Below are 15,903 nucleotides of genomic sequence, written 5' to 3'. Positions count from 1 at the left end.
TTCTGCAACTTTTTATTCTCATACGAACCGTATATGCTTACTCTTCTTTCGCGTCCGCATCCTTCTTCCGTTTTCCGCCGCGCCGTACCTTGGAAAGTACCGGCTTTTCTTCTTTCTGCTTCACGCGCACATAGATGATCGACAGAATCTTATTGTGCGGATTGCGCGCTGACCGAACCTCAACGGAATCAAACCGCTCGATAAACTGCTTTAACTTCGTGCATTTATAATTTCGCGGGTCAAATCCCGGCACACGCTTTGGAAGATTGTCTCCCAGCTCCGATAAATCCACCCAGCCATCGTCGTCCGCATGCGTGTTGATGATTGAGATGATCTCTTTCTCCATCTCCTGCATGTTCGGAATATTGCTGACTGCATTCGGATCGCTTTCTTTCTCTGCTTCTTTTCTGGAACCATCCACATCACTCTCCTTGCGCGTCTGCGGCAGGGACGGATTCTGCGACGGATTTTCATCGTTTAATAAAATATCCAGGAATTTAAATGTCTCACACGCCGAGACAAATGCATTCGGCGTCTTGCGCTCTCCCATGCCGATCACCGTCATGCCTGACTCACGCAGGCGCAGCACCAGCTTCGTAAAATCACTGTCCGAGGTGACGATACAGAAGCCATCCACATTGCCCGAATATAAAATATCCATCGCATCGATGATCAGCGCCGAATCGGAGGCATTTTTCCCCTGCGTATAATTGTACTGGAAAACCGGCGTGATCGCATAGTCGCGCAGGTTCTTCATCCACGCCCGCACGCTCGGCGTCTGAAAATCGCCGTAAAGGCGCTTGTATGTCGCACTTCCATAATTGCTGACCTCATCTAAAATCAGCTTGATATACTTGCCGGACACATTTTCCGCATCGATCAGTACGGCTATTTTTTTGTCATCCATCTCCTGTTTCCTTTCTCAAATACCGCTCAAAATATTCTCTGCCGCTTTCATCAGGGCGCACTTTCCTTTGAAATAAAAAGGCATCGGAACTTTCGCACGGTCGCATGATCGTGACTCTGAAAGCCTCCGGTGCCGGAATTTCTCATTTTCACACCGCCGAAACGGTCGTGATCGACAGCCGATACAGCTTATCTATAAGTGTATCACGTTCATGAGAAATCAGCAAATATTCTTTTTATTGTTCAGGCAAATGGATTCTCCGTCTTATAAAGCATTCCCTTCGGCTGGTTAAAGCCAATCTCCGGGATGGCAAAAATACCGATGGAACCAAAGGAATGCGTCGCGACCGGAAGCACCTCGCCCTGTGCGATATACGCACGCAGGATACCCTGAATTTTACACTTCTCTTGTCGCTATCTTTTTAGTTAATAAAGCTACCGTCTCCACATGCCCGCTCATCCCGAACATATCACAGCATCTCACGCGCTCCACCGCGTATCCTCTTTCATCCAGATACTTCACATCGCGCGCCAATGTGGCGGAATCGCAGCTGACATAGACTACCCGCTTTGGCTGCATCCGGACGATCGTGTCGAGGCAGACGCTGTCACAGCCTTTGCGCGGCGGATCGACGACGATGACATCGGCATAGACCTGATTTTTTTCATACTCCCTTGGAAGTACCTCTTCAGCTTTTCCGACGAAAAACTCGACATTTTCCATGCCATTTAATGCCGCGTTCCGGCGGGCATCCTCGATCGCCGGAGGGACGATCTCTACACCGTACACTTTCTTCGCTTTCTGCGCCAGAAACAGGGAAATGGTTCCGATTCCGCAGTACAGATCCCATACAGTCTCCCCACCGGTCAGCCCCGCGTATTCCAGCGCCGTTCCATAGAGTTTTTCCGTCTGCACCGGATTGACCTGATAGAAAGAAAGCGGCGAAATCTGGTACGATACATTTCCGATTTTATCTGTGATATAGCCCGGTCCGTATAAGTTTACAAGCTCCGCACCAAGAATCACGTTTGTTTTTTCCTGATTGATGTTGTAGGAAATACTGGTCATGCCAGGGACTTCTTTTAAGCGTTCCACAAAAATATCCGCGTGCGGCAGCTTCTTTCCATTGATGACGAGACAGACCATCAGCTCGCCGTTTGAAAATCCCTTCCGAATCAATGCATGGCGAATCAGACCCTTATGCGTTTCCTCGTCATATGGCGCAATCTGGTATTCTTCCATGATTTTCTTGATAATATCCAGAATTACCGCATTTTCTTCGACACCCAGCAGGCAATCCTCCGCTTCCACAATATGGTGGGTGCGTCCCGCGTAAAATCCGGCAATGATTCTTCCATCCTTATCGCGTCCAAACGGAAACTGTGCCTTGTTGCGGTAGCGCCACGGGTGCTCCATCCCCAGGATCGGCTCCATGGTGATAGTTTTATCCACACCTTCCCCGGCACTTTTCCCCGACACGTTCTCTGCTTTCACCCCCGCATCGGTTGTCTCCATCCTTTCGGATGTATTTCTTTCAGATACATTCTCAGGCACACTCACTTCATCCGCCCGCTCCGGCAGCCGCAGGTTCTCCATCCCGCCGATCCGGCGCAGGTTATTGTAGACCTTGCGCTCCTTAAAATGAAGCTGCGCCTCATAACTCATCATCTGAAGCTGGCAGCCGCCGCACTGTCTTGCGACCGGGCATTCCGGCATCACACGGTCTTTGGATGCTTCCAGCACCTCCATCAGACGGGCAAAGCCGTAATTTTTCTTCATTTTCATCGCCCGCGCCCGGATCCGATCCCCGATCACGGCATCTTTTACAAACCAGATATAACCGTCCTGCTTTCCGATCCCGGCTCCATCTTCGCTCATATCTTCGATTGTCAGTTCAAATTCATCATTTTTCCTGATTTCCACGTTTTTTTGTACTCCTCATTTTCTTTATTTCGCATCCAGATAATGCGCCCGCTCTCCGCCAATATATTTCAGCCTCGTTCTCGCACACGTCACATGGGCGCCGCCGATCGCACGGATCGAGGTCCGCACCGGAACTGCAACCGGGCGCAGGTGCATACCGATGAAAGTGTCTCCGATATCGATGCCCGCGTGTGCCTGAATCCGCTCTACGGCTGTCGGATGTTCAAATCCCGCATAGGCTGCCGTTGCAAAGGAACCGCCTGCTTTTAGCTGCGGCACGACGTTTACCATCTCCAGACCATATTTTTCCGCCGCTTCTTCTTCCACAATCAGCGCCCGGTTCAGATGTTCACAGCACTGTGCCGCCAGATAAAGCCCTTGCGACTTGGTAACTGCATACAGCTCCTCAAACACCGCTTTTCCGATCTCGGCACTGGAATAGGAACCGATCTTATGCGATGCAATCTCGCTGGACGAGCATCCGACCACCAAAATCTGTCCCGGCTTCATATTTGCCGCACTGAGAAGTTCCTCTGCGGCAATCCGTACCTCCTGGCGCAGCTCCTCTAACTGTCCTGCTGTCTCTATTTCTTTTGAAATTCCTGTTGCACTCATCCTGCTGCCTCCTGATTTAATGCCAGAAAAAGCCGCGGACCAAACAGGCTGAGCCCGCCGCAGCTTTTCCAAAATTTTTATTTACATTCCCTTACTTCCGGTAAAACTCCTGAATCCGATCCAGCCTCGCCGTCATGCCGCCCAGCAGCATATCCGCCGCCGCAAATGCCGCCATCGTCTCAACCACGACAACCGCTCTCGGCACAATGATCGGATCATGGCGTCCCTTGATGCTGATACCGATCTCCTCGCCGCTCTTATTGACGGTTCTCTGCTCTGCGGCAATTGACGGGGTCGGTTTAAATGCCGCACGGAACACAACTTCGCTTCCATCCGTCATACCGCCTAAAATGCCACCTGCATGGTTCGTCGCCTTGCCGATGCTTCCATCCGGATCCATGACAAATGCGTCGTTGTTCTCGCTTCCTGCCATCTGCGCCGCATGGAAACCCTCTCCGATCTCGAAGCCTTTAACAGCACCGATCGAGCAGATTGCCTTTGCCAGGTTCGCATTAAATTTATCAAAAACCGGTTCACCAAGCCCTGCCGGAAGACCGGCAATCACGCATTCCACGATACCGCCAGCAGAATCTTTCTCCGCCATCTTCCTTTCCAGATACTGCTCTGCCTCTGCGGCTGCGGCAGCATCCGGCATATACAGCTTATTCTTTTCACATTCCGCCAGATCAAACCGATCCGGCGCCACTTCCACCGGTCCGATCGCTTTCGTGTATGCTTTTACCTGAATGTTCAAGGATTCCAGCAGCTTTGCCGCGATAGCGCCTGCTGCCACGCGTCCGATCGTCTCGCGTCCCGAAGAACGTCCGCCGCCCCGATAATCCCGGAAACCGTATTTTTCATCGAAGGTATAATCCGCATGTCCGGGACGGTAATAACTGGCGATCTCACTGTAATCCTTCGAATGCTGATCCTGGTTCCGCACCAACATCGAGATCGGCGTGCCCGTCGTCCGCCCTTCAAAAACGCCTGACAGGATCTCCACCGTATCGCTCTCGCTGCGCTTCGTCGTAAAACGGCTCTGCCCCGGTTTGCGGCGGTCCAGATAACGTTGAACGTCTTCCTCACAAAGCGCAAGCCCCGCCGGACAGCCATCTACGACCACGCCCACGCCTGCGCCGTGGGATTCGCCCCACGTTGTCATTGTCAGTATTTTTCCGTATGTTGATCCTGCCATTCTCGCTATTAACTCCTTCTGCCATTTAGTCTGCTTTCTTTCCTCTCGTAGGTACCTTTGTAATCACACAGCAGTTTGGCTCATTCACCGAAATACTGCGTCCGCTCATCACCAGCAGTTTCTCCTTATATTCCACCTGGAAGAAAGAAATGCTGTTACTGCCGTGGTTGATCGACGCCAGATGGTTTCCATCCGGAAAAATCGCGATATCCTTCGGGTAATCTCCACTGATCGGAAGACAGCAGAGCAGCTTCAAAAGCCCCGTCTGTGCATCGCGCTCGTAGACACTGACTGAATTATCGCCCGCATTGCTGCAGAACAGATGTGTCTCGTCCTCGGACATCCGGATCGTGCACGCTGCAGTCAGCTGGCTGGTGCGCTCCGGTGCGGTCGATGGGATCGTCTGGATCTTCTCGATCTTCGGCACACGATCGCCCGTTTCATACGTGTATACATCAATCACATTTTTGATTTCATACATCAAATACAAGAATTTTCCATCCTTGCTGAACATGAAATGTCTCGGACCAGATTCCAAATCACAGCGGATCGCGTCCACCAATGAAAGGGTTCCCTTCTCGCCATCAAACCTGTAAATCTTGACCTGGTCAATTCCCAGATCGGCTACCAGCAGGAATCTGCCATCCGGCGTGCGCTCCGCACAGCTCACATGCGGGCGGAACGTGCGCTCTGCCACGCTTCCAAGTCCCTTGTGGTAAACGCCGTCGGTCACTTCCCCGATAGAACCGTCCGGTTTCAGGCGGACCACCGTCTCCTTGCCGTCATGATAGCCGGATACGAAGATAAACTTGTCCTCCGCATCGGTCGCAATATGGCAGCCGCGCATCGCCTTGATATTTGCGCTGTTCACACGGCTGAGTGCGCCGTTTTCCAGAATCCGGAACGCCACAACGCCCTCATCCGCGATGGAATAGAGCATCCGCCCGTCATGTGAAACAGTTAAATAGGAAGAGTTGTCCACTTCCACCTCGCACCGGTAGATAAATTTTCCCTTTTTTACATCCACATCATACACGGTAATTCCCTTTGCCTGACCGTTGTATGAGTAAGAACCCACATATGCCATATACTTATCCTGCATGAAATGTTCCTCCTTTGATCCCCCAGAACCGTTATAACGGTTTCTATCAAATTATCTGCCCCTATTTTATCATCATACCGCCATTTTTGCACTCTTTTTTCACACAATTTGAGAACCCCCGGATTTTCCCGTTTTTTTCCTTGACACCTTCCCCACATTCTGTATAATAGATACTCGGAAGCAAGTTTATTATTTCTAAACAAAAAGATTAATTTTACATTCATTTTAGAATTTCTAAACTTTCATCTTACTTTTGCATGTTTCTAAAAAACGCCGGACGGATGGTTTTCCCACCCGGTTTTTATAAAAAAGAATGTGCCCTAGCGCATCCTCGTGGAGCGTTTTTTGTTTCATAGGACGCAATTTCCTATGAAACCAGGAAAGGAGGTTCCCTCTGTTGAGTATAGGAGGAAAATTAAAGGAACTGCGAATTTTAAAGGGTCTGACGCAGGAAGAGCTGGCTGACCGCGCAGAGCTTTCGAAGGGATTTATCTCCCAGGTAGAGCGCGATCTGACCTCCCCGTCCATCGCTACTTTGATGGATATTCTCCAGTGTCTCGGCACAACCATAGGGGAGTTTTTCAACGAGGCTCCGGAAGAGCAGATTGTATTTGAAAAAAACGACTATTTTATCAAGGAAGATCCGGAACTGAAAAATGAGATTCAGTGGATCATCCCGAACGCCCAGAAGAACACGATGGAACCGATCCGCCTGACACTCGGTGTCGGCGGCTCCACCTATCCGGACAGCCCGCATGAGGGTGAGGAATTTGGCTACGTTCTTTCCGGCAGCATCCTGATTCATCTGGGGAACCGGACGTACAAAGCCAAAAAGGGCGAATCTTTTTACTATACGAGCGACAAGACGCATTACCTTGAAAGCCGCTCCGGCGCGACGATCCTCTGGGTCAGCTCGCCGCCAAGTTTCTAATACTACACATTATTTTACTATTTACGGAGGAAACGCATGAGCCAGCCATTAATCGATTTACAGCATATCTCGAAACGCTTTGACGACACCCTGGTCCTGGATGACTTGAGCCTTTCAGTAAAGGAAAATTCCTTTGTAACGCTCTTAGGTCCCAGCGGCTGCGGCAAGACGACCACGCTCCGCATCATCGGCGGATTTGAATCCCCAAATACAGGAAAAGTAATTTTCGGCGGCGAAGACATCACCAAACTTCCGCCAAACAAGCGCCAGCTAAACACCGTATTCCAGAAATACGCACTGTTTCCGCATATGAGCATCGCAGATAATATCGCATTTGGGCTAAAAATTAAGAATAAATCAAAAGCATATATTGATGACAAAATTAAGTACGCTTTAAAGCTTGTAAACCTAAACGGCTTTGAGCATCGCAGCATTGACTCTTTGAGCGGCGGTCAGCAGCAGCGTATCGCCATTGCGCGTGCGATTGTCAACGAGCCAAAGGTCCTGCTTCTCGATGAGCCGCTCGGTGCCCTAGATTTAAAACTGCGACAGGACATGCAGTATGAGCTGATCCGTCTGAAAAATGAGTTAGGCATCACTTTTATCTATGTTACCCACGATCAGGAAGAGGCATTGACGATGTCCGATACCATCGTTGTCATGAACCAGGGTTATATCCAGCAGATGGGTTCCCCGGAACAGATCTACAACGAGCCGGAAAACGCATTCGTTGCCGACTTCATCGGCGAGAGCAACATTGTGGACGGTCTGATGATCCACGACGAGCTGGTTGAAATCTTCGGTGCGAAATTTGCCTGCGTCGATAAGGGATTCGGAACAAACCAACCGGTAGACGTTGTCATCCGCCCGGAGGACATCGACCTCGTAAAACCGGAGGAAGGCACGCTGCAGGGCATTGTCACCCACCTGATTTTCAAGGGCGTCCACTATGAGATGGAAGTCACCACACCGGACGGCTATGAATGGCTGGTTCACAGCACGGATATGTTCCCGGTCGGCGAGAAGGTCGGCATCCATGTAGACCCGTTTGACATCCAGATCATGAACAAGCCGGCGTCAGAGGACGAGGAAGCTGTGGGCGTCAATGAATAGAAAGGAGTCGGACTTAGCATGAAATCAAACGTGAAACGGCTCTTCGCCGGTCCTTATATTCTCTGGATGATCGGTTTTACCATCATCCCGCTCCTGCTGATCGTATACTACGGTCTGACAACCAAAAGCGGGGCATTTACACTGGCAAATGTCTGTTCCATCACGACACCGGAGCATATGAAGGCGCTGCTCTTATCCCTGGGTCTGTCTCTGGCTGCGACCGCCATCTGCCTGCTTTTGTCCTATCCGCTGGCTTTGGTGCTGCGCCGCCGCGGCATTGGGGCAGGCAGCTTCATGGTATTCGTCTTCATCCTTCCGATGTGGATGAATTTCCTGCTCCGCACCCTCGCGTGGCAGACGCTTCTGGAGAAAAATGGCGTCATCAATGGCATTCTTTCCTTTCTCCATCTGCCAAATATCGCCATCATCAATACACCGTGGGCGATCATTCTGGGTATGGTATACAACTTCCTGCCTTTCATGATTCTACCAATTTATAATGTGCTGGCAAAAATCGACGATAATACCATCAACGCCGCCAAAGACCTGGGGGCAAACAATTTCCAGACACTCATTCACATCTGGATTCCGCTCAGCATCCCGGGCATCATCAGCGGCATTACCATGGTATTTGTCCCGGCGCTGACGACCTTCGTTATTTCCAGTCTCTTAGGCGGCAGCAAGATCCTGCTCATCGGAAATGTCATCGAGCAGGAGTTCACCAAGGGAAGCAACTGGCACTTAGGTTCCGGTCTCTCGCTGGTTCTGATGATTTTCATTTTACTGAGTATGGCGCTCATCGCCAAATACGATAAAGAAGGGGAGGGCAATGCGTTCTGATGAAACATAACCGCTTAAAACAGTTTTTCCAGGACTTTTACCTGGCGCTCATCCTGCTCTTTTTATACATCCCGATCGTGACCATGATCGTTTTGTCCTTTAACAACACAAAATCGAGAACCGTCTGGGGCGGTTTTACCACCCGCTGGTATACGCAGATGTTCCAGGATTCCGCCATCATGAATGCCTTAAACAATACGCTGCTCATCGCGTTTGCGTCGGCTCTGATCGCGACCGTCATCGGCACGATCGCCGCCATCGGCATCAACAGCATGAAACGGATTCCGCGCACCATCGTCATGGGAATCAACAACATCCCGATGCTGAACTCCGATATCGTAACCGGTATCTCCCTGATGCTGGCATTTATCGCGTTCGGTATCTCTCTCGGATTTAAAACCGTGCTGATCGCGCATATCACATTTAACATTCCATATGTGATATTAAGTGTCATGCCGAAACTCAAGCAGACGAACCGGTACACCTACGAAGCCGCTCTGGATCTCGGTGCCAGCCCACTATATGCCTTCTTCAAGGTCGTATTTCCAGACATCGTCCCAGGTATCCTCTCCGGCTTTTTGATGGCATTTACGATGTCCCTCGATGATTTTATCATTACGCACTTTACAAGAGGTGCCGGTATGGATACCTTATCCACCCTGATCTACAGCCAGGTGCGCCGAGGCATCCAGCCGACGATGTACGCCCTGTCCACGCTGATTTTCGTGGCAGTCCTGGTGCTCCTGGTAATTACCAACTTTGCCCCGGAGAAAAAATCCACCGGCAATGCGACTGTGATTGACACAGAGACCATCAAGCGCCGCAAACGCAACAACCAGATCAAGAACGGCGTTCTGGGACTTGCCTGCACGCTGATTCTGCTTGTCGTTGGTGTCAGCACCTACAGCCGCTACACCACAACTCATTCAAACGAACTGTACGTCTACAATGCAGGCGAATATATTGATCCAGACCTGATTGAGGAATTTGAACAGGAAACCGGAATCAAGGTTACCTACGACGTATTTGAGACACTGGAAGAAATGTATCCGGTCATCGAAGCCGGCGGCGTCAACTACGATGTAGTCTGCCCATCCGACTACATGATTCAGAAAATGAAGGAAAATGACCTGCTTGCCGAACTCAACTTTGACAATATTCCAAATGTCAAAAACATTGACCCGCAGTACATGGAAATGTCCAAGCAGTTCGACCCGGAAAACAAATATTCCGTGCCATACACCTGGGGAACCGTCGGTATTCTTTATAATACGAAGCTCATCGAAGAAAAAGGACTTCCAGTTCCGGCCAAATGGTCCGATCTCTGGAATCCGGCTTATAAAGGCGAGATCCTGATGCAGGACAGCGTCCGCGATGCCTTCATGGTAGCGCTCAAAAAAGACGGCTTCTCTGCCAACTCGACCGACGAAACCGAACTCCAGCAGGCAAAGCAGGATCTGATTGACCAGAAACCGCTCATACAGGCTTACGTCATCGATCAGGTGCGTGACAAGATGATCGGCGGCGAGGCAGCCATCGGCGTCATCTACTCCGGCGAGATCATGTACATCCAGGATGAGGTAGCCGCACAGAACCTCCCATTCTCCCTGGAATATGTAATCCCGGAAGAGGGAACCAACGTCTGGCTCGATTCCTGGGTAGTTCCGAAAAATGCGAAAAATAAGGAAAACGCAGAAAAATGGATCAATTTTCTCTGCCGCCCGGATGTCGCAGTCAAAAACTTTGAGTACATTACCTACGCGACGCCAAACAAGGCAGCCAAGGAAATGCTGGACGAAGAAATCCAGAACAACAAAGCCGTCTTCCCAGATGCAAAGCAGCTGAAAAACTGCGAGGTTTACCGGTATCTTGGGGATGAAGCGGACGAGCTTTATAATAGTTTGTGGAAAGAAGTTAAGTCGGATTAAGGGGCTTGCTGCTTCAAATCATAATTGTAAAAAAGAGTCAACAGAAGTGCATTCTGCTGGCTCTCTTTTTCTATCAAAGATATTATACTTCCAATGCCGCTTTTAAGTCTTCCATACTGGAATATCTCGGTGCATTTGGATCTTTTACAATCGTTCTTCCTTCTTCGATTGCTATCAGTAACGCATCCTTCTTTTCATTCTTCTCAATATTTACTCCATCCATACAAGCCACCTCCATATATGTCTATTATATATTTTTTCATAAATAGCATATACATTTATATTGATTTTTCAATTCTAAGCGCTATACTATCTCTAAAAAAGGAGGTCACTCATGAAAATTGCAGTCCCTTATGAAAACGGAGAAATCTGCTCCCACCTGGCTCAGGTGAAAGAATTTTTAATTTTTGATGTAGTTGACGATGAGATTATTTCCACCAAAACCGTGAAACAGACCTATGCAAACGATCCCGGCGCGCTGGTCGAGTTTCTGAAAAAAGAAAATACTGCCGTCCTCCTCTGCGACGCCCTTCCGATCCCGATGATGATCGCCCTGCGCGAAACCAGCATCCAGGTTCTCGGCGGCGCCAAAGGCGCTCCTAAAGACCGCGTCGAAGACTTCTTAAACGGAATGCTTCACTTTGACCGGAGCGGAAATAACGGACCATCCTGCGGCGTCCACCTGCCGGACAACAATAAAAATGGCACTGACTCCGACGCCGAATGCGACGGAAATATCAGTGCCTGTGGGACTTGGTGCCACTAATTCCTGTTTCATCTGAGACGTTGATGACGCACGTGTGGGAGAGAATCCACCTTATTTCCACTGGAGGCGATGCAGATGCCCCTCCGTATTCATCTTCTCAAACCCATTCTGCCGCAGCGCCTCATACAGAATGATCGCCACCGAGTTTGACAGATTCAGAGAGCGCGTCTCACCCCACATCGGGATGCGGACGCAGCGCTCCGGGTCTTCGATCAGGAGTTCTTCCGGGATGCCGCGGCTTTCCGGTCCGAACATGATATAGCAGTCCGGATCGTAGTGAACGTCCGTATACACCTGCGTCGTCTTCGTGGTCGCCATATACGGGCGCGCGCCCGGATTCTTCTCCAGAAAATCTTTAAAATCGCTGTAAACTGTCACGTCCAGATGCGGCCAGTAATCAAGACCCGCTCTTTTTACCATTTTATCATTCAATTTAAAACCGAGAGGCTCGATCAGATGAAGCCGCGTGTTCGTTGCCACGCAGCTTCGTCCTATATTTCCTGTATTCATCGGCATCTCCGGTTCATAGAGTACAATATTTAACATTTCTTCTCTCCATCCAGCCGTGCCACAAACCGCTTGATGCGCTCGATCGCCTTCTGCAGATCCTCCAGCGAATACGCATAGGAAACACGCAGATAGCCCTCGCCGCAGTTTCCAAACGCGGTGCCCGGCACAAGCGCCAGCTTCTCTTCCTGTAACAGGCGGTTTGCGAATTCATCCGAGGTCATGCCAAACCGTTTGATGCACGGGAACATATAAAATGCTCCATACGGCTCGAAACAGTCCATGCCGAGCCCCCGGAACTCTCTCAAAAGATAGCGGCGGCGCTCATCGTAGGCTTTCTTCATGCGGGCAATGTCCTCATCGCCATTCCGCAGGGCGTCAACCGCTGCATACTGGCTGGTGGTCGGCGCACACATAATCGCAAACTGATGGATTTTCAGCATCTGTTTTAAGATAAGCGCTGGAGCCGCCGCATAGCCGAGACGCCACCCGGTCATCGCATATGCCTTGGAAAATCCGTTGATCAACACCGTGCGGTCACGCATCCCGGAAATCTCCGCGATGGAAACGTGCTTGCCACTGTAGGTCAGCTCGGAATAAATTTCATCACTCAGCACAAACAGATCCTTCTCCTCAATCACCTTCGCGATCGCCTCCAGATCGGTGCGGTTCATGATCGCGCCCGTTGGATTGTTCGGGAATGGAAGAATCAGCACCTTTGTTTTCGGTGTGATTTTCTCCAGCAGCTTCTCCGGCGTCAGACGGAACTCATCCTTCTCCTCCAGCTCGATAATGACCGGCGTACCGCCCGCCAGCACCGTACACGGCACATAGGAAACGTAACTCGGCTGCGGAATCAGAACCTCATCGCCCGGATTGAGCATCGCGCGCAGGGCGATATCAATCGCCTCGCTGCCGCCGACCGTTACCATCACTTCTGTATTCGGATCATACTCAAGACGCTGACGACGTTTCAGATAATGGCAGATCTCCTGGCGCAGTTCCTTTAAGCCAGAGTTCGACGTATAGAAGGTACGTCCTTTTTCCAGCGAATAAATGCCCTCCTCGCGGATATGCCACGGTGTATCAAAATCCGGTTCGCCCACGCCCAGGGAGATCGCGCCCTTCATCTCGCTGACAACGTCAAAAAACTTCCGGATTCCGGACGGCGGAATATTTACAATCGTATCTGATAATGGGTTTCTCACGGAACAATCAACATCCTTTCATCCTGAGGACCGTCGCAGAGAACGGTACCATGGTCTTTGTATTTTTTAAGAATAAAATGGGTCGCGGTACTCAGCACAGAATCGATCGTGGAAAGCTTTTCTGCCACAAACTGTGCAACTGCACGCATGGTTTTCGCCTCGATCATAACGGTAAAATCATAGCCGCCGGACATCAGGTATACCGAGGTCACCTCGCTGTACTGATAGATTCTCTCGGCAATCTTGTCAAAGCCCATCTCGCGCTGCGGCGTTACCTTTACTTCGATCAGTGCAATGACCTTCTCCTCATCTGTATTATCCCAGTTAATCAGGGTATGGTAACCGCAGATGATATGTTCATTTTCCATTTCGGCGATCTCCGCCGCGACCGCAGCTTCATTTTCCCCGAGTAAATCCGCCAGCTCTTTGACGCTGATGCGGCTGTTTTTTTCAATGACCGCTAAAATTCTCTCTCTCACTTTACTACCTCCTGTTAATGGGATTTTGGTAAGTCTTTCATTTTATCTATCTCATCCGGTTTTGGCCGGTCAAGAAAGCTATGTACTTCGCCGCTGTAAATCTCGCGTCCGATCGCTGTGCGCGTCCGACCGATGAGCGCCGCCGGAATGCCCTCTCTCTCCAGATTCTTTAGCAGTTTCGGACCGCTAGACGCCGTCAGCAGAATGCAGCCCTGGGACTGTAAACGGTATGGATTGAGGTCAAATACCTCGCAGACCTCCACCGTCTCCTGGCGGATCGGAAGTTTCCTAAGATCCATCTCAAATCCGAGTCCGAATCCATCAAAAAAATGCCACAGCGCTGCCATGACGCCGCCCCCGCCCGCCGGATACCACGCAGATGCGCCGAGACGGGTCAGCACTTTCCGCTCTTTATGTGCAGCAAATGCCTCCAGAAGCGGAGACGGATTCCATTTCTCATAGAGATTCTGGCATTCTCTCACATACCGTGCAGAAAATCGGTTCAAAAGCGCCGCCTCGCCGCTTTTTGCCGCCATCGAGGTACCAAGAAGCGCAGTGTAACCGACCGCCAGAAGATCCTGCTCGGCTTTCATCTCCCCGTATGCCTCGAAAATTTCATCTTTTATGTTCATTCTGATTCCTTTCCCAGCTTCACATTCAAGTACAGTAATTTTCTGCGTTTACCACGCCATGTTACCACAAATCTCTGCTCTCATACCATCACTATATATGCTCCGATATAAGCTATCACTCCATCGGCGGCGCTGCTTCCTGCGCCGGACCGGCTGGTCCCTGCGGCTGTGCCGGGGTCGGCTCCTGTGCTGCCGGTGCTTCCGTCGGTGCCGGAACTGGATTTTCCGGCTGTGGCGTCTCAGGCTGCGGTGTCTCAGGCTGCGGTCCAGCCGGAACCGCCGGTGCCGCAGCTGCAACGGCCGGACCTACACGGTAGATTGCCTTCGATGCCATATAGGTATCCGTCTGCAGCAAGGTTTTCTCCGTCTCCACGCCGTCCACGTAGACGTATTTCCAGAGCCGTGACTGCAGCCCATAGTGCGCCGACTGTTCCTTCACCCTCGCACCCGGCTTCAAAGATGCGTCCACCTTTGTGATCGGCTCGCCCGGATCCTTCTTCGACAGTGTCTCCGAAACGTATTTGATCGTCCGGTTTGCCGGCCGTGTCTCTTTTCCATATATCGTAAATGAAATAGTCCCGCCGTTCACTGCCCCTTCCATATAGATCGGGGTATCGTATGGATTTTTAAATTTCAGATCCTTATAAGTACCCGCGATCGCCGAATCCTGCGATGCCGGAACGTAAGTAACAATCATCGAATGATTCTGGCGCTGGGTGATATCCATCTCCGCCAGAAGCGCTGCATTGTAGAGCGTCGTGCAGATCTGGCAGGCGCCACCGCCGACCGTATCGACTACCTGACCGTTCGCATAGGAACCTGCCGATGCATAGCCATTTTCCACCGTAAATGGGGTCAGCCATGTATAAGCCGAAAATTCTTCTCCCGGCATCAGAACCGTGCCGTTGATCTTCGCCGCACCGTTCCGCAGATTCTTGGAACGCGACACATTTCCCGGGTTGAATCCGGTACTGAATGTTCCAAGTGCATCCTGAATCGTAGATAATGCCTCTGTCGTGCGGGTCGGCTCTGCATTTTTGACTGTTGCATCCACCGAAACCGGTTCCGAAAGACCGCCCGCGAGCGCCTCATTCAGTGCTTTTGTCGTCGCATCTATGTCCACTTCCTGTCCCGCCGAAGACTGGCTGACCTGAAAGACTCCATTTTCATGCGTGATCACAGCGTCCTGCGGCGCTGTCGTAAATTCCGCGCACCGGGTCTGCACAAACTCGGCAACCTTCGCTTCATCGACCGCTGTCTCAATCTGCAGATCCACGCCGGACTGCTCTAATTCCTTCTGATTCAGATACCGGCGCAGAAGATTTCCGCCGGAAAGTTTCTCCACTTCCTCATCAATCTCGTTCTGGTTGACCCAGGAAAATCCCAGCTCCGCCGCCGTCGTCTGAACCTCATGACCTTCTACCCGGATCGAAATGGTCTGATTTTCCATCTCCCCGATCGATTTCTCAATCGTCTGATCCGCCTCTTCCCGTGTCATCCCGGAAAGATCAAACCCACCGACCTGAAAGCCCGTGGGAATCGTCCCCGCTGACGCGGTGCCCGTACCGGCTATAAGCAGTCCCATCACTGCCGCACCGCATACGCCTGCCATCCAATTTCTTTTTTTCATCATCTACCGAACCTTTACATCATAAGACCTGCCAAAATGGTTCCCGCTACCATCGCTACTACTACGATTATAATAACAACCGCTGATACGATCTGGCGTGTTTTCTGATTTGAAAATTTAAACATAT

General features: G+C 50.7%; 16 protein-coding genes. 5 read left to right on the top strand and 11 right to left on the bottom strand.

The annotated features are described in order from the left end of the window. Positions 1–37: 37 nt before the first annotated feature. The 5 genes from DWX68_RS11600 to DWX68_RS11580 form a co-directional block, all read right to left on the bottom strand. Entirely contained in the window at positions 38–907 is an 870-nt protein-coding gene (locus tag DWX68_RS11600; RefSeq protein WP_118629574.1) for an NYN domain-containing protein, read from the bottom strand. A 396-nt stretch (positions 908–1,303) separates the two neighbouring features. Beyond that, positions 1,304–2,824 carry a 23S rRNA (uracil(1939)-C(5))-methyltransferase RlmD gene (gene rlmD, locus DWX68_RS11595; protein WP_117796758.1) on the bottom strand — a complete coding sequence of 507 codons (1,521 nt, stop codon included), beginning with the start codon at positions 2,822–2,824 and terminating at the stop codon, positions 1,304–1,306. Between the two features lie 30 nt (positions 2,825–2,854). Then, a complete protein-coding gene (locus DWX68_RS11590) occupies positions 2,855–3,445 on the bottom strand; it encodes a TIGR01440 family protein (RefSeq protein WP_022358840.1) in 591 nt (196 codons plus the stop codon). Between the two features lie 91 nt (positions 3,446–3,536). Beyond that, positions 3,537–4,640: a chorismate synthase gene (gene aroC / locus DWX68_RS11585; RefSeq protein WP_118629572.1), complete on the bottom strand. Its 1,104-nt coding sequence runs from the start codon at positions 4,638–4,640 to the stop codon at positions 3,537–3,539. Positions 4,641–4,665: 25 nt separating this feature from the next. After that, a complete protein-coding gene (locus DWX68_RS11580; RefSeq protein ID WP_107001837.1) occupies positions 4,666–5,742 on the bottom strand; it encodes a lactonase family protein in 1,077 nt (358 codons plus the stop codon). A gap of 397 nt (positions 5,743–6,139) precedes the next feature. On the opposite strand from DWX68_RS11580, the gene DWX68_RS11575 reads away from it, so the two are divergent. From DWX68_RS11575 to DWX68_RS11560, 4 genes are read left to right on the top strand one after another with little or no spacing between them, the layout of a single operon-like run. Next, positions 6,140–6,673: a helix-turn-helix domain-containing protein gene (locus DWX68_RS11575; RefSeq protein ID WP_107001836.1), complete on the top strand. Its 534-nt coding sequence runs from the start codon at positions 6,140–6,142 to the stop codon at positions 6,671–6,673. Positions 6,674–6,709: 36 nt separating this feature from the next. After that, positions 6,710–7,786 carry a spermidine/putrescine ABC transporter ATP-binding protein gene (gene potA / locus DWX68_RS11570; protein ID WP_107001835.1) on the top strand — a complete coding sequence of 359 codons (1,077 nt, stop codon included), beginning with the start codon at positions 6,710–6,712 and terminating at the stop codon, positions 7,784–7,786. Positions 7,787–7,804: 18 nt separating this feature from the next. Further along, positions 7,805–8,626: an ABC transporter permease gene (locus DWX68_RS11565; RefSeq protein ID WP_022358845.1), complete on the top strand. Its 822-nt coding sequence runs from the start codon at positions 7,805–7,807 to the stop codon at positions 8,624–8,626. Beyond that, on the top strand, positions 8,626–10,554 hold the full coding sequence (locus tag DWX68_RS11560; RefSeq protein ID WP_118629570.1) for an extracellular solute-binding protein: 1,929 nt from the start codon (positions 8,626–8,628) through the stop codon (positions 10,552–10,554). Before DWX68_RS11565 ends, DWX68_RS11560 begins: the two co-directional genes overlap by 1 nt. Positions 10,555–10,636: 82 nt before the next feature. Here the strand turns inward: DWX68_RS11560 and DWX68_RS14740 are convergent, their stop codons facing one another. After that, on the bottom strand, positions 10,637–10,777 hold the full coding sequence (locus tag DWX68_RS14740) for a hypothetical protein (RefSeq protein ID WP_182426675.1): 141 nt from the start codon (positions 10,775–10,777) through the stop codon (positions 10,637–10,639). A gap of 111 nt (positions 10,778–10,888) precedes the next feature. Between DWX68_RS14740 and DWX68_RS11550 the strand changes: the two genes are divergently transcribed. Then, entirely contained in the window at positions 10,889–11,320 is a 432-nt protein-coding gene (locus tag DWX68_RS11550) for a NifB/NifX family molybdenum-iron cluster-binding protein (protein WP_118469322.1), read from the top strand. 51 nt (positions 11,321–11,371) lie between these two features. On the opposite strand, the gene trmL is transcribed toward DWX68_RS11550, so the two are convergent. The 5 genes from trmL to DWX68_RS11525 all read right to left on the bottom strand — a co-directional run bounded on the left by trmL (position 11,372) and on the right by DWX68_RS11525 (position 15,758). Beyond that, positions 11,372–11,866, bottom strand: coding sequence for a tRNA (uridine(34)/cytosine(34)/5-carboxymethylaminomethyluridine(34)-2'-O)-methyltransferase TrmL (gene trmL / locus DWX68_RS11545; RefSeq protein WP_118629568.1), 495 nt, complete (start codon positions 11,864–11,866; stop codon positions 11,372–11,374). Then, positions 11,860–13,035 carry an aminotransferase class I/II-fold pyridoxal phosphate-dependent enzyme gene (locus tag DWX68_RS11540; protein WP_118472526.1) on the bottom strand — a complete coding sequence of 392 codons (1,176 nt, stop codon included), beginning with the start codon at positions 13,033–13,035 and terminating at the stop codon, positions 11,860–11,862. Before DWX68_RS11540 ends, trmL begins: the two co-directional genes overlap by 7 nt. Then, positions 13,032–13,514 carry an Lrp/AsnC family transcriptional regulator gene (locus DWX68_RS11535; protein ID WP_022358850.1) on the bottom strand — a complete coding sequence of 161 codons (483 nt, stop codon included), beginning with the start codon at positions 13,512–13,514 and terminating at the stop codon, positions 13,032–13,034. The genes DWX68_RS11540 and DWX68_RS11535 overlap by 4 nt, the downstream gene beginning before the upstream one ends. Positions 13,515–13,528: 14 nt before the next feature. After that, positions 13,529–14,146 (bottom strand): AIR synthase-related protein, encoded by a 618-nt coding sequence (locus tag DWX68_RS11530; RefSeq protein WP_243015256.1) that lies wholly within the window; start codon positions 14,144–14,146, stop codon positions 13,529–13,531. A gap of 115 nt (positions 14,147–14,261) precedes the next feature. Then, complete coding sequence (locus tag DWX68_RS11525) at positions 14,262–15,758, bottom strand: VanW family protein (protein WP_243027733.1); 1,497 nt, start codon at positions 15,756–15,758, stop codon at positions 14,262–14,264. Between the last annotated feature and the right edge of the window lie 145 nt (positions 15,759–15,903).

This window comes from Clostridium sp. AF20-7 (assembly GCF_003479275.1).
Lineage (GTDB): Bacteria > Bacillota > Clostridia > Lachnospirales > Lachnospiraceae > Otoolea > Otoolea fessa.
Note: the sequence above shows the minus strand (reverse complement) of the source record. Positions and strands in the feature narration are given on the sequence as shown.